Below are 20,326 nucleotides of genomic sequence, written 5' to 3'. Positions count from 1 at the left end.
CGCTGGCATGCGTGTGCACGGCAGCGTCGCGGGAAACGGGGCACGGCTCAGTCATCGTGCTGGCCGCCGTGCTCACTGCGATATAGCTGCATCCACTGCGCCAGTTCACGGGCATCGGGCGTGTCCAGGGCCAGCAAGGCCCCGATCACCGCCAGCTGGTTTGCCGCTGGGTGGTTCTGGCTCAGTTTCAGTTTGATCTGGATCTGCTGCACTTGCAGGCGGAAGCCTACGATGGCGCGCAGTGAGGGGCCGTGATCGTCCAGGCTCGCGTCAAAAACCCAATCCTGGCCGACGCTGGCTTCAAAGTGGGCGCTGGTATCCGACAGCAGCTGCGCCAATGCCGGCGCATCACCGAAGGCCTGCAGTTCGCCGACCAGCTCGGCAGCGGCGTAGTTCCAGGTGGGGACGCGCGCGGCGCTTTCCTTGTCCGGATACCAGCTTGCCGACACGTAGCCCTGTGGCCCGTCAATCAGTACTTTGGCGCGGCCACGATGGCGTGACTGCGGATTGGCTCGGGCCCAATGGCCGATCAGTTCGATCTGCTCGCCCTGGCGCCGGTACAGCACCGGCAGTCGGGTCAGTTCGGGCAGACCATCGCTACCGGTGGTCAACAGGGTGACGAACGGGTCGCGTGCGAGCAGGCGATCCAGCCAGAGCAGGTCGTTCTCGACGAAGACGCGCTGGGCGAACACTGGGCTGTTAAACCCTTGTGCCGAGCAACTGCACCATGCGCCCGCGCAACGCATCGTCGTCGCCCTGCGGCGGCGTTACTTCGTGCAACGAGAAACCACGATGCAAGGCGTCTTCTTCGTCAAGGCCGTCAAAGGCGACAAACTCGGCGTCGAACAGCTGCGCGCGGGCGGTGTCTTCGCTGTCATAGCTCAGCGTATTGCCGTCGCTGTCCAGCACTTCGGCGGTGCCGCCCGGGCGAACCCGCAGGCGTGCCCAGATCAAGGTGCCGCCCAGCTGTGCCAGCCACCACTGGTCGGGGATGTTGTCGAAATCAGTCATTTCATTACCTGCGAAAAAAGCCACAACAGCAGTGCCATGCCCAGCCCGCCAAACGTCACCAGCAAAGCGATGCGTGCTGGCGTGGCCAGGCCCGACAGCGAGCGGTCGGCGATGCCGTTGAAGCCGCGCCCCAGCAACCAGCGCAGGCTTTCCGGCTTGAGAAAGGCGCCGGCGCCGAACTCGGCCGCCAGCGCCGGATGCCGGTCGCGGATATGCACCAGCGTCAACGGCCAGAAAATCAGGAAGGCACTGAGGCCTGCAATGGCCACGCCGACGAAGCAAAGAGCGAAGAACAAGGTCAACTGCACTGCCTCCCTGTAGCTGGATCAAATCACCTGGATCAGAATTCCGCCGAACCCGGTGCGCGCGGGTACGGAATGGCGTCGCGGATGTTGGACAGGCCGCAGACGTAGACCACCAGGCGCTCGAAGCCCAGGCCGAAACCGGCGTGCGGCACCGAGCCATAACGACGGAAGTCGCGGTACCACTGGTAGTGCTCGCGATCCAGACCGAACTGGGCCATGCGCGCGTCCAGCACATCCAGGCGCTCTTCGCGCTGGCTGCCGCCGATGATCTCGCCGATGCCCGGGGCCAGCACGTCCATCGCCGCGACGGTCTTGCCGTCGTCGTTCAGACGCATGTAGAAGGCCTTGATGTGCTCGGGGTAGTTGGTCACCACCACCGGGCGGCCGACGTGTTCCTCGGTCAACCAGCGCTCGTGTTCGGTCTGCAGGTCCAGACCCCATTCGACCGGGTAGTCGAACTTCTTGCCGGATTTCTGCAGCAGGGTGATCGCATCGCTGTACTCGATGCGCTCGAACGGGGCGTTGACAAAGGATTCCAGGCGGGTGATGGCATCCTTCTGCACGCGCTCGGCGATGAAGGCCATGTCGTCGGCGCGCTCATCGAGCACGGCGCGGAACAGGTACTTCAGGAACTCCTCGGCCACACGTGCGTCTTCGTCCAGGTCGGCGAAGGCGATTTCCGGCTCCACCATCCAGAACTCGGCCAGGTGGCGGGTGGTGTGGCTGTTCTCGGCGCGGAAGGTCGGGCCGAAGGTGTAGACCTTGCTCAGTGCCAGGCAGTAGGCCTCGACATTGAGCTGGCCGGACACGGTCAGGAAGGTTTCCTTGCCGAAGAAGTCGCGGCTGAAATCGATCTCGCCATTGCCGGTGCGCGGCAGGTTGGCCATGTCCAGCGTCGAGACGCGGAACATCTGGCCGGCGCCTTCGGCATCGGAGGTGGTGACGATCGGGGTGCTGATCCAATAGAAACCGTTCTCGTGGAAATAACGGTGCACGGCCTTGGACAGGCAGTCGCGGATACGGGTGACAGCGCCGAACAGGTTGGTGCGCGGGCGCAGGTGCGCCACTTCACGCAGGAACTCCGGCGACATCGGCTTGGGCTGGATCGGGTAGGTCAGCGGGTCTTCGACCCAACCGACGATTTCAAGGTTCTGGGCCTGGATCTCGAAGCTCTGGCCCTTGCCCTGCGACTTGACCAGGGTGCCGGTGGCGATCACCGAGCAGCTCGGGGTCAGCTTCTTGATGTCTTCGAAATTGGACAGCGCTTCGGTGGCCACGACCTGGATCGGGGCAAAGCCCGAGCCATCGCTGACGTTGACGAAGGCCAGTCCAGCCGAGCCGCGCACTGTGCGGACCCACCCGCGGACTGTGACTTCTCCGCCTTCCGGGAACTTCCCGGCAAGGGCGTGTGCAACGCTGACCACCGTCATGACTTGAATCCTCTGTTGATCGACTCGATCTGTGAATGCGAGATTTTAGCGGTTCAAGACCCGGGCAGGCGAGGCATTTATCAACGCTTGCAGTCCGGCGGGCCGCCCACATCTATAATTGGACCGTAATTCTGCTGGAGTCGCCCCACCATGGCTGTTCATCTGACCCCCATCGCCCATTCCCGCGTGCAGCGCTTTGTCAGCAGCACCCCGGGCGCGTTGGGCCTGCGTTTTGGCGTGACCCGTACCGGCTGCTCGGGCTGGGGCCACATCACCGACCTGGCCAAGGATCAGCGTGAGGGCGATACGGTGTTCGAACAGGACGGCGTACGCATCTATGTGGACGCCCAGAGCCTGCCGCTGGTGGATGGCACCCAGATCGACTACGGCAAGCAGGGCCTGAGCGAGACGTTTACCTTTAAAAATCCCAACGCAGCGGCCGAATGCGGCTGTGGCGAGAGCTTCACCACCGACGATATGCACCGCTGAGGCAAGCCGGGGGCCTGTAGGAGCGGCGTATGCCTCGGAGCGCGCCGTACGTCGGGGCCAGAAAAGCCGGGATCGGGGCGCGCGTCCCCTTGTAGAGCCGAGCCATGCTCGGCTGGGGCGTTACCGGCGATACCCGGGATTGTGCATAAGGCTCCTGCCGAGCATGGCTCGGCACTACCTGTCAGTTCCCGATCGATATGCATCGCTGAGGCAAGTCACGTAGCGCGCCGGGGTAGAGGCGAGGCAAGCCGGGATCGCGGAGAGCCGTCCCCTGTAGGGCTGAGCCATGCTCGGCTGGGGCGTTACCCCGGCGATGACCTGGATTGTGCATAAGGCCTCTGCCGAGCATGGCTCGGCACTACAGCGCGGGATTTGCATGGCAGAGGCCCCTGCCGAGCAACCTGTCAGTCGGCGATCAGCGGTTCTGATGCGTCCTGGCGGCGCTGCAGCAGCACCGCAATTCCCCACAGCAACAGTCCAACTGCCGCCGTTGCCGCGCCCACGTAACCGGTCGAGGCGTGACCAAAGCCGGCACCGATGGCCATGCCGCCCAGCCACGGGCCCAGCGCATTGGCGGTATTGAAGGCAGCATGATTGGAGGCGGCGGCCAAGGTCTGCGCCTCGCCCGCGGCGTCCATCAGCCGGGTCTGCAGGGCCACGGCCAGTGCACCCATGGTGCCTACGGCGATGATCGCCGGCACCATCGCCCAGGCCGAGTGGGCGGCCAGCGGGAACAGCAACAACACCACGATCGACCAGGCCAACAACACGCCAGCGGCGCGGAACTGCAGCCGGTCCACCAGTTTGCCGCCGGCGATGTTGCCGATGATCGCGCCCACGCCGAACAGGCCGACGGCCACCGGCATCCAGCGTTCATTGATGCCGGTCACATTGACCAGGGTGGGGGCCAGGTAGGTGAACACGCAGAACATGCCGGCAAAACCGATCGCGCCGATCGCCAGGGCCAGCCATACCTGCGGGGTGTTGAAGGCGCGCAGTTCACGCATTGGCGAGGTTCGGACCTCGTTCGGGTCAGCGGGCAGCTGCCGCGCCACCATCGTCACAGTTGCCAGCGCCAACGCGCTGACCAGCACAAAGGCGCTGCGCCAGTTGAATTGCTGGCCGAGCCAGGTGGTCAGCGGGTTGCCCAGCAGGATGGCGATCGACAGCCCTAGCAGCACCTTGGAAACCGCAGCGCCGCGCTGTTCCGGCGGGCTGATCGAGGCGGCAACCAGCATCGCCACGCCGAAGTAGGCGCCGTGGGGCAGGCCGGCGACGAAACGGGCCAGCAGCATGCTGTGGTAGTCGGGCGCCAGCGCGCTGGCAAGGTTGCCGATGGCGTAGAAGCCCATCAGCCAAAGCAGCAGGGTGCGTCGCCGCAGGCTGGAGCCGGCAAAGGCCAGCAGCGGGGCGCCTACTACCACGCCGATGGCATAGGCGCTGATCAGGTGGCCGACCTGGGCTTCGGTGATGGCCAGGCCGCGGCTTATTTCCAGCATCAGGCCCATGCTGGCGAACTCGCTGGTGCCGATGGCGAAGCCGCCCAGGGAGAGCGCGAGCAGGATCAAGGTGCGTTGGCGTGGCGACAGCAGGGCTGCCAATGAGTCTGTGGAATTCACGTCGGGTCCGGGCGGCGGGGCGTGGAAGCGGTTAAATAGTGTACTGTTGCGTCGCAGCAAATCCCCGGGTCAATGTCGGCGCAGTTGCGGACGCTGTGTTGCACGCTGCGGAGGTCTGGCTTGCTTCCGGCCCCTTTGCGGTGGATAATGCCCGGCTTCCTGCGCTCTGCGTGCAGGAGCCCTTGCCCCACTGCGTTCACTGCGGGGGGCTGTCCAGCCCGTCAGGGCTATATCCGAAAGGTATAAAAACATGAGTCGTCATTACGAAGTCGTGTTCCTGGTCCACCCGGATCAGAGCGAACAGGTCCCCGCCATGATCGAGCGCTACAAGGCGCTGGTCGAAGCCGGTAACGGCACCATCCACCGTCTGGAAGATTGGGGCCGTCGTCAGCTGGCTTACCCGATCCAGAATCTGGTCAAGGCTCACTATGTTCTGCTGAACATCGAAGCCGACCAGGCAGTTCTGAACGAACTGACCGAGAGCTTCCGTTTCAACGACGCCGTGCTGCGCAACCTGGTCATCAAGCGTGACGAGGCTGACACCGAGCAGTCGTTGATCATGAAGAGCAAGGACGAGAAGGGTGACAAGCCCGAGCGTGGCGAGCGCCGTCGTCGTGACGACGAAGAAGGTGCCACTTCCACCAATGACGAAGCCGGCGATGACGCCGCTTCTGCTGAATAAGGAGCACTTTCATGTCCAAGTTCTTCCGCCGTCGTAAGTTCTGCAAGTTCACCGCTGAAGGCGTGAAAGAGATCGATTACAAGGATCTCAACACCCTGCGTCAGTACCTGACCGAGAACGGCAAGATCGTTCCGAGCCGCGTGACCGGCACCAAGTCCAAGTACCAGCGCCAGCTGGCAACGGCCGTCAAGCGCGCCCGTTTCCTGGCCCTGATCCCGTACACGGACAACCACGACGTCTGATACGTCCAGGAACGAGTAGCGGCTTTGCCGCGTAGGAACCAGAAACGTAGTAGAGGGTTCGCCTTCACTGGTTTCTGGTTCCTGTCCTCTCGTTCCTGTCTTAAACCGTCCTATTCGGACAGCAAGCGTTGCGGTGCCATCGGCGCCGCTAACGAATAACGGAGCTGCACAATGAAGCTGATTCTTATCCAGAAAGTGACCAACCTCGGCGGCCTGGGCGACCTGGTTGATGTGAAGCCGGGCTACGGCCGTAACTTCCTCGTGCCGCAGGGCAAGGCCGTGCCGGCCACCGAGACCAACATCGCCGAGTTCGAAGCCAAGCGCGCTGAGTACGAAGCCAAGGCCCAGGCCTCGCACAACGGTGCCGAAGCCCGCGCTGCCAAGTTCGAAGGCGCCAGCGTCACCATCGCTGCGCACGCTTCGACCGAAGGCAAGCTGTACGGCTCGGTTGGCCCGCGTGATATCGCTGAAGCCTTCACCGCTGCCGGCCTGGAGCTGAACAAGAGCGAAGTGATCATGGGCGAAGGCGCTTTCCGCAACGTTGGCGAGTTCGACGTCATCGTCAAGCTGCACGCCGACGTGGAAGCCACCGTCAAGGTCATCGTCGAGTCCGACGCTTGATTCTGCCGGACTGGCTGTAAAGAACGGGCGCCGCAAGGCGCCCGTTTCTTTTGCCCGGCCGGTGGTGGGCGCTGGTGGCCATGGGTGTCGCTATACTCGGGTGCCAGTGCCGTGCTTGGTCTTTTGAATTCCTCGGAATATCAATGACTTGAGTTCGGGGGCGAAACCTCCGGAACCTCATTCCGGGTGTCGGCAGTGGCTGCCGATATCCGCCAACAGCCAGATTCCATGCGTCTATCCACGATCAAGCTCTCCGGTTTCAAGTCGTTCGTCGATCCCACGACGTTGCACCTGCCGACCAATATGACCGGCGTCGTCGGTCCGAATGGCTGTGGCAAGTCCAACATCATCGATGCGGTGCGCTGGGTCATGGGCGAAAGCTCGGCCAGCCGCCTGCGTGGCGATTCGCTGACCGACGTGATCTTCTCCGGCTCTGCCGGTCGCAAGCCGGTGTCGCAGGCCACGGTTGAGCTGATCTTCGACAATAGCGACCACACCATCTCCGGCGAGTACGCCTCGTTCAACGAGATTTCGGTCAAGCGCACGGTCAGCCGTGACGGCAGCAGCAACTATTACCTGAACGGTACCAAGTGCCGCCGCCGCGATATCACCGATCTGTTCCTCGGCACCGGGCTTGGCCCGCGCAGCTACTCGATCATCGAGCAGGGCATGATCAGCCAGATCATCGAGGCGCGCCCGGAAGACCTGCGCGTGTACCTGGAAGAGGCCGCCGGCATCTCCAAGTACAAGGAGCGCCGCAAGGAAACCGAAACCCGCATCCGCCACACCCGCGAGAATCTGGACCGGCTCAACGACCTGCGCGAGGAGATCGGCAAGCAGCTTGAACACCTCAAGCGCCAAGCGCGGCAGGCCGAGCAGTACCAGGCGCTGCAGGAAGAGCGCCGGGTCAAGGATGCGGAGTGGAAGGCGCTGGAATACCGCGGCCTGGACGGGCGCCTGAGCGGCCTGCGCGAAGCGCTGGCGCGGGAGGAAACCAAGCTGCAGCAGCTGATCGCCGAACAGCGCGATGCCGAAACCCGTATTGAAACCGGCCGCGTTCGCCGCGAAGAAGCTGCCGAGAACCTCAACAAGGCGCAGGCCGATGTCTACCAGGTGGGTAGCACCCTGGCCCGGCTTGAGCAGCAGATCCACCACCAGCGGGAACTGGCGCAGCGCCTGCACAAGGCGCGCGATGAAACCCGCCAGGCGCTGTCCGAACTTGGCCAGCACATCAGTGGTGATGAAGCGAAGTTGATCGTGCTGCGCGAGTCGGTCGAAAACGCCGAGCCGCAGCTGGAACAGCTGCAGGAAGACAATGAAATCCGCCAGGAAGCGCTGCGCGAGGCCGAGGCCAAGCTGGCTGATTGGCAGCAGCGTTGGGAAGCGCACAACCGCAACACCTCCGAGGCGACACGTTCGGGCGAGGTTGAACGCACCCGCGTGGATTACCTGGACAAGCAGATTCTGGAAGCCGACCGCCGTCGCGAGGCCCTGCAGGCCGAGCGCGCCGGGCTGGATCTGGACGCGCTGGCCGAGGCCTTCGAGCAGTTGCAGCTGGAGCACGAAACCCAGAAGACCGCGCTGGAGACCTTGAATGCACAGGTCGAAGTGCGCAAGCAGTCGGTGGCTGCATTGCAGGAACAGCAGCGCGCCGGGCAGACCGAGCTTGCCGAGGTGCGCAAGCAGGCGCAGTCCGCGCGTGGCCGGCTTTCCTCGTTGGAGACGCTGCAGCAGGCGGCGCTCGGTCAGGAGCAGGGTGCCGCCGCCGCATGGTTGAAGGCACGTGGCCTGGATTCGGCTGCGCGCGTCGGTGAGCGCATCACCGTTGAAGGTGGCTGGGAAAACGCTGTCGAAAGCGCGCTGGGGCAATTGATCGAAGGCGTGCTGGTGGATGCACCGGAAGCCCTGGTCGATGCACTCGGTGAGTTGGGTGAAGGGCGCATCGCACTGGTTGCCGATGCCGATGCCGAGGGCAAGGCGGATTTCGCGCCGACCTCGCTGGCGGCGAAGGTGCAGGGGCCGTTGGCCATCCGTCGCCTGCTGGCGCATCTGCATGGTGCCGAGGATCTGCTCCAGGCGCAGCAACTGCAGCGCACGCTGGGCGACGGCGAGTCGGTTATCACCCGCAGCGGCGAACGCCTGGGACAGGGCTGGGTGCGCTTTTCGCGTTCCGGTGCGGCCGAGCAGGGCGCATTGCTGCGCGAGCGCGAGATCGTCACCCTGCGTGCGCAGATCGAGACCCTGCAGGAGCGCGAAAGCACGCTGGAAAACCAGCTTGCCGGGCTCCGCGATCAATTGCTGGCGGCCGAGCAGCAGCGCGAAGACGTGCAGCGCTCGTTGTACCAGGCGCACCGCGGCGCATCCGAGCTGGCGGGGCAGTTGCAGAGTCATCAAGGCAAGCTGGAATCCACGCGCACCCGCATCGAGCGTATCGAAACCGAGCTGGCGCAGTTGCTGGAGACGCTGGAGATCAGTCGCGAGCAGGCCACCGAGGCGCGCCTGCGGCTGGATGAGGCGGTGTCCAGCATGGGCGATCTGGAATCGGCCAGGCATGCGCTGGAAAACGAACGCAGGCAGATGACCGACGCCCGCGATCTGGCCCGCGATGCCGCGCGCAATGTGCGCGACAGCATGCATGCGCTGGCGCTGACGCTGGAATCGCAGCGTACCCAGATCAGCTCGCTGAGCCACGCGCTGGAGCGCATGGGCAGCCAGCGCGGCCAGCTTGATTCACGGCTGGGCGAGTTGCACTCGCAGCTGGACGAAGGCGATACACCGGTGCATACGCTGGAAGCGGAGCATCAGAACGCATTGGCTGAGCGCGTACGCGTGGATCGCGTGCTGGCCGAAGCGCGCACCTTGCTGGATGGCATTGATCACGAGCTGCGTGGCCTGGAACAGACCCGCCACCAGCGCGACGAGCAGGCCTTGGCGCAGCGCGAACGCATTTCCCAGCGCAAGCTGGACCAGCAGGCGCTGGTGCTCAGTGCCGAGCAGTTGTCCGCTGCAGTGGAAAAGGCGGGCTTCGTGCTGCAGGACGTGATCAATACCTTGCCCGAGGACGCCCGCCTGTCGGATTGGGAATCGGCGGTGCACCAGATCGACGGCCGCATGCGTCGTTTGGAGCCGGTCAACCTGGCGGCGATCCACGAATACGGCGAGGCCTCGCAGCGCTCGGAGTATCTGGAGGCGCAGAACACCGATTTGAATACCGCGCTGGAAACCCTGGAAGACGCCATCCGCAAGATCGACCGCGAAACCCGTGGCCGCTTCAAGGATACCTTCGACCGGGTCAACGCCGGTGTGCAGGCCCTGTATCCGCGCCTGTTCGGCGGTGGCCACGCCTATCTGGAACTGACCGGCGAAGACCTGCTCGACACCGGCGTGACCATCATGGCGCGTCCGCCGGGCAAGCGCGTGTCCAATATCTCGCTGCTGTCCGGTGGCGAGAAGGCGATGACCGCAGTGGCGCTGGTGTTCGCCATCTTCCAGCTCAACCCGGCCCCGTTCTGCCTGCTGGATGAGGTGGATGCGCCGCTGGATGAGGCCAACGTCGGCCGCCTGGCCAATATGGTCAAGGAAATGAGTGAGAAAGTGCAGTTCCTGTTCGTCAGCCACAACAAGGCGACGATGGAGGCTGCGCACCAGTTGTCGGGCGTTACCATGCGCGAGCCGGGCGTCAGCCGGCTGGTCAGCGTGGATCTGGAAGAGGCTGCCCGATTGGCGGGCGCCGCCTGACGTGCCATCCTTTAACCACCTGAACGATTAACCCGGAGACTGCAACGCATGTCTGACATGGCACTGTTGCGTATCGGCATTCTGGTGGCCGGCGTTTTGCTGGTCGCAGCCATTTTCTTTTTCAGCCGGCCCAAGCGGCTGGCACAGGGCAAGCGCAAGGAGCCGGCCGATGCCGAGCGTCCGCGACGTGAGCCGGTCCTGGGTGCGGCCGACGGCGTTGCCGAGACGGGCGAGGGCGCGGCTGCCGGCGAAACGGTAAGCCAACCCGAGCTCGGCCTGCCGGACGTGGATGCAGGCAACCTCAGCGAACTGGGCAAGCGCCCAAGCCAGGATTTCGACAAGATCGTCTCGCTGTACGTGGCCGCCCGTTCCGGGCAGGTGCTGCGCGGCGAGGACATCGTGGTGGCGGCGGAGAAGACCGGTCTGGTGTTCGGCTACATGAATGTGTTCCACCGTCTGGTGGAAGGGCATTCCGAGCGCGGCCCGATCTTCTCGATGGCCAGCATCATGAAGCCGGGCAGCTTCGACATGGCCAACATCCGCGACATGGAAACGCCGGCCATCGCCTTCTTCCTGACCCTGCCGGCGCCGATGACCGCGCTCGACGCCTGGGAAAAGATGCTGCCGACCGTGCAGCGCATGGGCGAACTGCTGGACGGCGTGGTGCTCGATGACAGCCGCAACGCCTTGGGCCGCCAGCGTATCGCGCATATCCGCGACGACCTGCGCGCCTATGACCGCCAGCACCAGGCGCCGCCGCTGACCAAGTCGCCGCGTTGGTAAGGCTCTAAACGCTACCCCTCCCCAACCCTCCCCTACGCTGCGCGCAAGGGAGGGGGCAGAGCGTCGCCCCCTCCCTTTGCCGTAGGCAAGGGGAGGGCCGGGGAGGGGTGCAGTTCGCAGTAGATCCAAGCTCCCGGCAGCACAGGGCTTTATCGCGCCAACACCTCGCGCGGGTAAAATCACCGCATGAATCAGAACACCGACGTCACCCAGCGCATCAGCGAACTCCGCCGCCAGCTGGCCGCCGCCTCGCGCGCTTACCACGAGCACGACGAACAGATCATCCCGGACGCCGAGTACGACCGGTTGATGCGTGAGCTTGAGGCGCTGGAAGCGGCGCATCCGGAACTGGACAGCGCCGACTCGCCCAGCCATCAGGTCGGCGGCAAGCCTTCCTCGCGCTTTCCCGAAGTGGTGCACGCGGTGCCGATGCTGTCGCTGGGCAATGCCTTCAGCGATGCCGAGGTGCACGACTTCGTGCGTCGCATCGATGAGCGCCTGCGACGCCGCGAACTGTTCTTCTCCGCCGAACCCAAGCTCGATGGCCTGGCCATCAATCTGCGCTATGAAAATGGCGTGTTCGTGCAGGGCGCGACCCGCGGCGATGGCGCCACCGGCGAGGATGTCAGTGCCAACCTGCGCCAGATCAAGGTCATTCCGCAGCAGCTGCAGGGCCAGGGCTGGCCTGAAGTGCTGGAAGTGCGTGGCGAGGTCTATATGCCGCGTGCGGATTTCGAACGTTACAACGAGCAGGCACGCCTGCATGGCGGCAAGGTGCTGGCTAATCCGCGCAATGGCGCGGCCGGTTCGCTCCGCCAGCTCGATCCGAAGATCAGCGCGCAACGGCCCCTGAGTTTCTATGCCTACGGTCTGGGCGAGGTTGCCGGTGGCGATCTGCCCGAAACGCATTCGGCAACGCTCGCCCAGCTGGCGCAATGGGGTTTTCCGGTCAGCGACCTGTGCAAGGTGGTACAGGGCGCTGAAGGCCTGTTGGCGTATTACCGCGATATCGGCGAACGCCGCGACAGCCTGGCCTATGACATCGACGGCGTGGTCTACAAGCTCGACGACCGCGAAGGCCAGCAGGAAATGGGCTTCGTCGCGCGCGCGCCGCGCTGGGCGATCGCACATAAATTCCCGGCGCAGGAGCAGACCACCACGGTCGAGGCGATCGAGATCCAGATCGGCCGCACCGGTGCGGCCACCCCGGTTGCACGGCTGAAGCCGGTGCATGTGGCCGGCGTGGTGGTCACCAACGCCACCCTGCACAATGCCGATCAGATCGCGCGGCTGGACGTGCGCGTGGGCGATGAGGTGATCGTGCGCCGCGCCGGTGACGTGATTCCGGAAGTGGTGAGCGTCATTGTCGAGCGCCGCCCTGAAGGGACGACGCCGTGGCAGATGCCGCGCACCTGCCCGGTGTGTGGTTCGGAGATCGTGCGCGAGGAAGGCGAGGCGGCCTGGCGCTGCTCCGGCGAACTGAGCTGCCCGGCGCAGCGCAAGGAAGCCATCGCCCACTTCGCTTCGCGCAAGGCGATGGATATCGACGGGCTGGGCGACAAGTACATCGAAGTGCTGGTGGATGCGGGCATCGTGCGTGGCGTCGCCGATCTGTACGCACTCAACCGCGATCAGTTGCTGGTGTTGAAGTTGGCCTTGGACGCCGATTCACCGGAAGGCTTGGCCTCGCAGCTCGGCCTGCACCTGCAGCCGGAAGGCAGTGGCGACACGCTGAATCGTATCCTCAAGCTGGATGCGAATGACGCCGCGTGGCGTGCACAGGCCTTGTCGGTACCGGCCAGCTTCCAGTGGAACAGCAAGAAGATTGCCACCAAGTGGGCCGACAACCTGATCGCCGCGATTGCTGCCAGCCGCAACACCACCCTGGAGCGGTTGCTGTTCGCGCTGGGCATCGAGCATGTGGGTGAAAGCACCGCCAAGGCCTTGTCGGCATGGTTTGGTGACCTCGAGTTGATCCGCCATCTGCCCTGGCCGCTGTTCAAGCGCGTGCCGGACATCGGCGGCGAAGTGGCTCGTTCGATTGGCCACTTCATGGCCCAGCCGGGCAACCAGCAGGCCATCGACGCATTGCTGGCCCGTGGCGTGCAGATCAGCGATACGCATGCGCCCAACGCCAAGCTGCGCACGGATCTGAATCTGGCAACGCTGTTGGCTGACCTGGAAATCCCCAAGGTCACGCCGGTGCGCGCGCGTCAGCTGGCTGAAGCGTTCCGCTCGACTGCGGCAATTCTTGATGAGGAAGCGCACAACTTCATGACCGCCGGCCTGCCGGCGGAAACGGCCAACGCCCTGGTCGCTTGGCTGAACGACGATGCCAACGCGCAGTTGTTCAGCGAAGCCGGTGCGGCATTGGAGCGCCTGCTGGCGATCACGCCATTGCAGCAGCAACAGGCCGCTGGTGTGCTTGATGGCAAGACCGTGGTGCTGACCGGCACTTTGGCGCAGATGAGCCGCGACGAGGCCAAGGCCAGGCTGGAGGCGTTGGGCGCCAAGGTTTCAGGTAGCGTGTCGAAGAAAACCAGTTTCGTTGTGGCCGGCACCGAGGCCGGTTCCAAGTTGGACAAGGCAAATGAGCTCGGTGTGGAGGTCTGGGACGAAGCGCGCCTGCTGGCCTTCCTCGCCGACAATGGAGAACAGGTATGAGTGAAATCAATGTGCGCGTTGCGCAGCCGGCGGACTTCCCGCAGTTGATCGCGATGGTGCGCGATTTCTACGTGGAAGATCAGATTCCCTATATCGCCGAACGGGTTGAGCCGGGGCTCAATACCTTGCTGGAAGAGCCAGGCTGTGGCGCTGCGTTGTTGCTGCAGGCCGATGATCAGGTGGTGGGCTACATCACCCTGGGCTGGTGCTTCAGCGTCGAGCAGGGTGGTCGCTTCGTGCTGTTGGACGAGCTGTATCTTGGCCCGGCTGCACGCGGCCGCGGCTGGGGCCGGCAGGCCTTGGCGCTGGCCCGCGACTGGGCAGCGGGACAGGGCGCGGCGGTGATCCGTCTGGAAGTGAATCACCACAATGCCAAGGCCAAGGCCCTATACCTTTCAGCGGGTTATCGCGACGATGAGCGCGACATCCTGACCCTGTCGTTGAACGTGCCTGCCGGGCGCCTGCACTCGTGATTGAAGCCCTGCGGCGGCGCGCACGCCTGAATGCCCTGATCCGGCAGTTTTTCGCCGAGCGTGATGTGCTGGAGGTGGAGACACCGATCATGTCGGCGGCGGGCAACACCGAGCCGAACATCGAAGGTTTCCATACCCGCTTCAGCGGTCATGTCGATGCCGGCCCGGCGCTGCGCTGGCTGCGTACTTCGCCGGAATATCCGCTCAAGCGGCTGCTGGCCGCCGGCGTGGGCGACTGCTACGAACTCGGCCGGGTATTCCGCAACGGCGAGGCCGGTGGCCGCCACAATCCCGAGTTCACGATGCTGGAGTGGTACCGGGTAGGCTGGGATCATCATCGCCTGATCGATGAAACCATCGCACTGGTGCAGGCCGCGTTGGCGCTGGTGCAGCGCCCGCCTGCCGCGGTGCGCATCGTCAGCTACCGCGACCTGTTCATCCAGGCCGTTGCGCTGGACCCGTTCCAGGCCGATGAAGCACAGTTGCGTGCGGGTTTGGGCGATGTCGGCATCGCGCCGGATGGCTTGACCCGCGACGACTGGCTGGACCTGCTGATGACCCACCACATCCAGGCCCAGTTTGATACCGGCACCATCACCGTGATCCACGACTGGCCGGCCAGCCAGGCAGCCTTGGCAAAAATCCGCCCCGGCACGCCGCCGCTGGCTGAACGCTTCGAGCTTTACCTTGGCCCGGTTGAGCTGGCCAACGGTTATCACGAGCTGAACGACGCGCAGGAGCAGCGCCAGCGCTTCGAGCGTGATCTGGCCGTGCGCGCGGCACGCGGTGCTGAACAGCCGCCGCTGGACGAGGCATTGCTGGCGGCGCTGCCCTCGTTGCCGGCCTGTGCCGGCGTGGCGGTAGGCGTGGACCGCCTGCTGATGGCCTTGCTGGGAACCATGCGCATCGCCGACGTGCTGGCATTCGATTTCGCCAACGCCTGATTCCCATCGCTGCTTCCCCCGATCTGATGATGGACCTGTAGGATCGGGTTGACGATGATGATGCGTTGCTAACAGCGGATCAGGCAGTGTGTTGACTACCAGAAGCCATCATGACTCAAGCGGGGTGTGTCTGATGAAGGGGGTTTGCGGCTTGCTGTTGTTGCTGGCGCCGGCGCTGCTGTCGGCGCAGGAATCTGCCGGGACCGCTGCGGGCAGTCAGGTGGTGCGCTGCGAATCGGAAGATCAGCAGCGGGCGTTTTGTCCGATGGATACCAGTGGCGGGGTTCAGCTGGTCAGGCAACTTTCCAAACGTGACTGCATCCGTGAGACCAGCTGGGGCACGGAGGAAGGGGCAGTGTGGGTCAGCCACGGCTGTCGCGCCGAATTCGCCCGTCCGCAGCGTGCTTCCCGTACAACCCGGCGGGTTGTGCGCTGTGAGTCCAAGGGACGGATGGAGGTATGCCCGGTGGTACTGCGTGGCGCGCCGGTGCGCCTGTTGCGGCAGCAGTCGGTGCTGCCGTGCAGGGAAGGGCGCAGCTGGGGCTATAGCAACAGGGAAATCTGGGTCAGCCGCGGTTGCCAGGGCCAGTTCGAGGTGGGCGCTGAGGATGGCTCGGGCTTCGTCGACATTCCGCGCAAGGTGACCTGCGAGTCCAAGGGCGGTCTGCGCCGCGAATGCGGAGTCAGCGTCACCCGCCGGGTCACACTGGTCGAGCAGCTGTCCAGTGCTGCCTGCCGCGAAGGCGACAGCTGGGGCTGGGACCGCAACGGCATCTGGGTGGACAAAGGCTGCCGCGGCGAATTTTCCGCCGATTGATGCAGGCGGTTGGTGCCGGCTTTGCGGTGCCGATTACAATGGGGCCATGAATGATACTCCCGCCATTGATTACGCCCGCTACGACCATATCCGCCCGATCCGCTGGACCGGCGACGCCCTGGAACTGCTGGATCAGCGCAAGCTGCCGTTTATCGTAGAGCACGTGCTGTGCCACGACAGCGATGCGGTTGCCGAGGCCATCCATGCCTTGACCGTGCGCGGCGCGCCGGCCATCGGTATCGCGGCGGCGTGGGGCGTGGTGCTGGCCGCGCGCGAGCTGCAGGCTGCCGACGGTGCCGCGGCACTTGAGCTGCTGGCGCCAGCGCTGGAGCGGCTCAATGCCTCGCGTCCTACCGCGGTCAACCTGGCGTGGGCGCTGGCGCGGATGCGCCGCGCGTTGGCCGTGGCAGGTGCGGACTGGAAGCAGGTGGCGGCGCTGGAAGCTCAGGCCATCGCCGACGAGGACCTGGCCGCCAACCGCCACATGGGCGCCCTGGGGGCTGGCTTGATCGCGACGGGCAGCGGTGTGCTGACCCATTGCAATACTGGTTCGCTGGCGACCGCTGGCTTCGGCACCGCACTGGGCGTGATACGCGCCGGCGTGGCGCAGGAGCGGATCGGCCGCGTATTTGCCGGCGAAACCCGGCCTTGGCTGCAGGGCGCGCGCCTGACCGTGTGGGAGCTGCAGCAGGATGGCATCGCTGCGACCCTGGTCGCCGACTCGGCCGCCTCGCACCTGATGAAGACCGGTGCGGTGCAATGGGTGATCGTCGGTGCTGATCGCATTTGCGCCAATGGTGATACCGCCAACAAGATCGGCACTTACCAGCTGGCTATTGCCGCCCGCCATCATGGGGTCAAGTTCATGGTGGTGGCGCCGTCCTCGACGGTGGACATGGGCACGGCCCATGGCGACGAGATCGAGATCGAACAGCGTGACCCGGGCGAGCTGTTCGGCGTAGGCGGCGTGCGCACCGTGGCCGAGGGCATTGCCGCCTGGAACCCGGTGTTCGACGTAACGCCGGGCGAGCTGATCGATGCCATCGTCACCGAGCGCGGCGTGATCCTCAAACCGGACCTGGCCAACATGGCAGACGCCTTCACCTGATGTAGTGCCGAGCCATGCTCGGCAGGGGCTTTCCCAGCACCGCACCGGACCGCGGCGGCTGTTTGTAGGAGCGGCGTAAGCCGCGAAACTGATGGAGCTTGAAGTGCCGGTTTGCCTGGATCTGAGGGCTAGGTGGCTTCGCGGCTGACGCCACTCCCACAAGGCCCATTGGGCCGTCCCGAACACAGCATGGTTGGGCTCCACAGCTGTGGCGTAGTGCCGAGCCATGCTCGGCAGGGGCCTTCCCAGTAACGCATCCGACCGCAGCGGCTGTTTGTAGGAGCGGCGTCAGCCGCGAAGCTGGTGGTGCTTGGATAGCAGGTTCGCCGGGATCTGATGGCGCGGTGGCTTCGCGGCTGACGCCGCTCCTACAGGCCCTTCGGCAATCCCCAGCGCAGCATGGCTGCGCTCTACAGATGGGGCGTAGTGCCGAGCCAGGCTCGGCAGGGGCGTTCCGGATGACACCCCGGGCAGGCATGCCGCGGCGCTACCCGGCGGCCCGCCCTAAGTTCCTGATTTCTTCCGGTAAAAGCCCCGTAAATGGCGCCGAAAAACCGCCCTTTGTGATAAACTCCGCAGGTTGATCCCCGATCCCGGCAAGGCGCCCCGTCAAGGAGTCGTCGCCGGACAGGATCGCTACCTGAAAACGGAACCCGAATGGCAGAAACCGCCAAGGAAATCATCCAGGTCAACCTGGAAGACGAGATGCGCAAGAGCTACCTCGATTACGCGATGAGCGTGATCGTCGGCCGCGCACTCCCCGATGCCCGCGATGGCCTCAAGCCTGTACATCGCCGCGTCCTGTTCGCGATGAATGAGCTCGGCGCGCACAGCAACAAGCCGTACTACAAGTCGGCGCGTATCGTCGGTGACGTGATCGGTAAGTACCACCCGCACGGCGATCAGTCGGTCTACGACACGCTGGTGCGCATGGCACAGCCGTTCTCGCTGCGTTACATGCTGGTGGACGGGCAGGGTAACTTCGGTTCGGTCGACGGCGACTCGGCCGCGGCAATGCGTTACACCGAGGCGCGCATGTCGCGCCTGACGCATGAGCTGATGGCCGACATCGACAAGGAAACCGTCGATTTCCAGCCCAACTATGACGAAAAGGAACTGGAGCCGACGGTCATGCCGACCCGGTTCCCGAACCTGCTGGTCAATGGTTCGGCCGGTATCGCGGTGGGCATGGCAACGAACATCCCGCCGCACAACCTCACCGAATGCATCAACGCCTGCATCGCGCTGATCGACGAGCCGTCGATCGATGTCGACGGCTTGATGGAATACATTCCGGGCCCGGATTTCCCCACCGCCGGCATCATCAATGGCACCGCCGGCATCATCGCCGGCTACCGCACCGGCCGTGGCCGTGTGCGCATCCGTGCCAAGGCGGATATCGAAGTGGCCGACAATGGTCGTGAATCGATCATCGTCACCGAAATTCCGTACCAGGTGAACAAGGCGCGGTTGATCGAAAAGATCGCCGAGCTGGTCAAGGAAAAGAAGCTCGAAGGCATCAGCGAGCTGCGCGATGAGTCCGACAAGGACGGCATGCGCATCTACATCGAAATAAAGCGTGGCGAGTCGGCCGAGGTTGTGCTCAACAACCTGTACCAGCAGACCCAGATGGAGTCGGTGTTCGGCATCAACATGGTGGCGCTGGTCGATGGCCGCCCGAAGTTGATGAACCTCAAGGAGATGCTGGAGGCGTTTGTCCGCCATCGGCGTGAGGTGGTCACCCGCCGCACCATCTTTGAACTGCGCAAGGCGCGTGCGCGTGCGCATGTGTTGGAAGGCCTGACGGTTGCGCTGGCCAACATCGACGAGATGATCGAGCTGATCAAGACCTCGTCCAACCCGGCCGAAGCCAAGGAGCGCATGCTCTCCAAGGTGTGGGAACCGGGTCTGGTGGGTGCGCTGCTGGGTGCCGCAGGCGCCGAGGCTTCGCGTCCGGAAGACCTGCCCAAGAGCATTGGCCTGGTCAACGGCAACTACCAGCTCAGCGAAGTCCAGGCCACGCAGATTCTGGAAATGCGCCTGCACCGCCTGACCGGGTTGGAGCAGGACAAGCTGACCGAAGAATACCGTCAGTTGCTGGAAGTCATCGCCGGCCTGATCCGTATCCTGGAAAACCCGGATGTGCTGCTGCAGGTCATCCGCGAAGAACTGGAAAGCGTGCGTGCCGAGTTCGGCGACAACCGTCGTACCGAAATCCGTCACAGCGAAGAAGATCTGGACATCCTCGACCTGATCGCCCCGGAAGACGTGGTGGTGACGCTGTCGCGCGCCGGTTACGTCAAGCGTCAGCCGGTCAGTGCCTACCGTGCGCAGCGTCGTGGTGGCCGTGGCCGCAGCGCCGCCGCGACCAAGGACGAGGATTTCATCGAGCAGCTGTGGCTGGTCAACACGCATGACACCTTGTTGACCTTCACCAGCTCGGGCAAGGTGTTCTGGTTGCCGGTGCATCAGCTGCCGGAAGCAGGCTCCAACGCACGCGGCCGGCCGATCATCAACTGGATCGCGCTGGAAAACGGTGAGCGTGTGCAGGCTGTGCTGCCGGTACGCGAGTACGACGAGAACCACTTCGTGTTCTTTGCCACCCGCAACGGTACGGTCAAGAAGACGCCGCTGAGCGAGTTCGCGTTCCGTCTGGCACGCGGCAAGATCGCCATCAACCTGGATGACGGTGACGCGCTGGTTGGCGTTGGCCTGACCGATGGTGAGCGCGACATCGTGCTGTTCGCATCCAACGGCAAGACGGTGCGCTTCGGCGAAGACAAGGTCCGCTCGATGGGCCGTACCGCTACCGGCGTGCGCGGCATCAAGATGCCCAAGGGTGAGCAGGTTGTCAGCCTGATCGTTGCCGAAAGTGCCGGTGGCGTAGAAGACGAGAACGAAGACGAAAACACGGTCGTCGAGGAAGTGGCAGCGGACAGCGGCGAGATCATCGATGTTGCCGACGATGCTGGCGTGCAGTACATCCTCACCGCGACCGAGAACGGCTATGGCAAGCGCACCCCGTTGGCGGACTATCCGCGCAAGGGGCGTGGCACGCAGGGCGTGATCGGCATCCAGACCAGTGAGCGCAATGGCAAGCTGGTCAGCGCGGTGCTGTTGGGTACTGGCGATGAAGTGCTGTTGATCTCCGACGGCGGCACCCTGGTGCGTACGCGTGGTTCGGAAATCTCCCGCGTCGGTCGCAACACCCAAGGCGTTACCCTGATCCGTCTGTCCAAGGGGGAGAAGCTGCAGGCAGTTGAACGCCTGGATGCATCGCTCGAGGCGGAAGACGAGGTACTGGAAGGCGATGTGACCGGTACTGCGGAAGTGCAGCCCCCGGCAGCACCGGAGGCCTGATTTCTTCAGGGTTTGAATCATGAAAAGCGCCGGCATGCCG

17 protein-coding genes are annotated in these 20,326 nt (G+C 64.3%); 12 read left to right on the top strand and 5 right to left on the bottom strand.

From position 1 onward, the window contains the following. Positions 1-47: 47 nt before the first annotated feature. The 4 genes from BCV67_RS01300 to asnS are packed head-to-tail and all read right to left on the bottom strand — an operon-like array spanning position 48 to position 2,746. Positions 48-692 carry an FMN-binding negative transcriptional regulator gene (locus BCV67_RS01300; protein ID WP_062166132.1) on the bottom strand — a complete coding sequence of 215 codons (645 nt, stop codon included), beginning with the start codon at positions 690-692 and terminating at the stop codon, positions 48-50. Between the two features lie 7 nt (positions 693-699). Further along, on the bottom strand, positions 700-1,011 hold the full coding sequence (locus BCV67_RS01295; protein WP_057628747.1) for a hypothetical protein: 312 nt from the start codon (positions 1,009-1,011) through the stop codon (positions 700-702). Next, positions 1,008-1,313 (bottom strand): hypothetical protein, encoded by a 306-nt coding sequence (locus tag BCV67_RS01290; protein WP_057628761.1) that lies wholly within the window; start codon positions 1,311-1,313, stop codon positions 1,008-1,010. Before BCV67_RS01290 ends, BCV67_RS01295 begins: the two co-directional genes overlap by 4 nt. Positions 1,314-1,351: 38 nt before the next feature. Next, complete coding sequence (gene asnS / locus BCV67_RS01285; protein WP_062166131.1) at positions 1,352-2,746, bottom strand: asparagine--tRNA ligase; 1,395 nt, start codon at positions 2,744-2,746, stop codon at positions 1,352-1,354. 150 nt (positions 2,747-2,896) lie between these two features. On the opposite strand from asnS, the gene BCV67_RS01280 reads away from it, so the two are divergent. Further along, positions 2,897-3,235, top strand: a complete 339-nt coding sequence (locus BCV67_RS01280) for a HesB/IscA family protein (RefSeq protein ID WP_062166130.1) — start codon at positions 2,897-2,899, stop codon at positions 3,233-3,235. 404 nt (positions 3,236-3,639) lie between these two features. On the opposite strand, the gene BCV67_RS01275 is transcribed toward BCV67_RS01280, so the two are convergent. Continuing rightward, entirely contained in the window at positions 3,640-4,854 is a 1,215-nt protein-coding gene (locus BCV67_RS01275; RefSeq protein ID WP_062166129.1) for an MFS transporter, read from the bottom strand. Between the two features lie 250 nt (positions 4,855-5,104). Here BCV67_RS01275 and rpsF point away from each other — a divergent pair, with 250 nt between their 5' ends. The 11 genes from rpsF to gyrA all read left to right on the top strand — a co-directional run bounded on the left by rpsF (position 5,105) and on the right by gyrA (position 20,286). Further along, entirely contained in the window at positions 5,105-5,536 is a 432-nt protein-coding gene (gene rpsF, locus BCV67_RS01270) for a 30S ribosomal protein S6 (protein WP_057628743.1), read from the top strand. An 11-nt stretch (positions 5,537-5,547) separates the two neighbouring features. Further along, the gene (rpsR, locus tag BCV67_RS01265) at positions 5,548-5,778 is read left to right on the top strand and encodes a 30S ribosomal protein S18 (RefSeq protein WP_002804494.1); all 231 of its coding nucleotides are present in this window, start codon (positions 5,548-5,550) and stop codon (positions 5,776-5,778) included. Between the two features lie 171 nt (positions 5,779-5,949). Next, positions 5,950-6,399 carry a 50S ribosomal protein L9 gene (rplI, locus tag BCV67_RS01260; RefSeq protein WP_057628742.1) on the top strand — a complete coding sequence of 150 codons (450 nt, stop codon included), beginning with the start codon at positions 5,950-5,952 and terminating at the stop codon, positions 6,397-6,399. Positions 6,400-6,627: 228 nt separating this feature from the next. Beyond that, complete coding sequence (smc, locus tag BCV67_RS01255) at positions 6,628-10,137, top strand: chromosome segregation protein SMC (RefSeq protein WP_062166128.1); 3,510 nt, start codon at positions 6,628-6,630, stop codon at positions 10,135-10,137. Between the two features lie 48 nt (positions 10,138-10,185). After that, the gene (gene zipA / locus BCV67_RS01250; RefSeq protein WP_062166127.1) at positions 10,186-10,920 is read left to right on the top strand and encodes a cell division protein ZipA; all 735 of its coding nucleotides are present in this window, start codon (positions 10,186-10,188) and stop codon (positions 10,918-10,920) included. 186 nt (positions 10,921-11,106) lie between these two features. After that, entirely contained in the window at positions 11,107-13,584 is a 2,478-nt protein-coding gene (gene ligA / locus BCV67_RS01245) for an NAD-dependent DNA ligase LigA (protein WP_062166126.1), read from the top strand. Next, the gene (locus BCV67_RS01240; RefSeq protein ID WP_062166125.1) at positions 13,581-14,057 is read left to right on the top strand and encodes a GNAT family N-acetyltransferase; all 477 of its coding nucleotides are present in this window, start codon (positions 13,581-13,583) and stop codon (positions 14,055-14,057) included. The genes ligA and BCV67_RS01240 overlap by 4 nt, the downstream gene beginning before the upstream one ends. Next, a complete protein-coding gene (epmA, locus tag BCV67_RS01235; protein ID WP_062166124.1) occupies positions 14,054-15,001 on the top strand; it encodes an EF-P lysine aminoacylase EpmA in 948 nt (315 codons plus the stop codon). The genes BCV67_RS01240 and epmA overlap by 4 nt, the downstream gene beginning before the upstream one ends. Before the next feature lie 133 nt (positions 15,002-15,134). Further along, positions 15,135-15,818 (top strand): DUF3011 domain-containing protein, encoded by a 684-nt coding sequence (locus tag BCV67_RS01230; protein ID WP_062166123.1) that lies wholly within the window; start codon positions 15,135-15,137, stop codon positions 15,816-15,818. A 46-nt stretch (positions 15,819-15,864) separates the two neighbouring features. Further along, entirely contained in the window at positions 15,865-16,926 is a 1,062-nt protein-coding gene (mtnA, locus tag BCV67_RS01225; RefSeq protein ID WP_062166122.1) for an S-methyl-5-thioribose-1-phosphate isomerase, read from the top strand. Between the two features lie 657 nt (positions 16,927-17,583). Further along, positions 17,584-20,286: a DNA gyrase subunit A gene (gene gyrA, locus BCV67_RS01220; protein WP_062166121.1), complete on the top strand. Its 2,703-nt coding sequence runs from the start codon at positions 17,584-17,586 to the stop codon at positions 20,284-20,286. The last annotated feature ends 40 nt before the right edge of the window (positions 20,287-20,326 follow it).

The sequence above is a fragment of the Stenotrophomonas nitritireducens genome (genome assembly GCF_001700965.1).
GTDB lineage: Bacteria > Pseudomonadota > Gammaproteobacteria > Xanthomonadales > Xanthomonadaceae > Stenotrophomonas > Stenotrophomonas nitritireducens_A.
The sequence above is the reverse complement of the archived record's forward strand: the minus strand, read 5'-3'. Positions and strand labels throughout refer to the sequence as shown.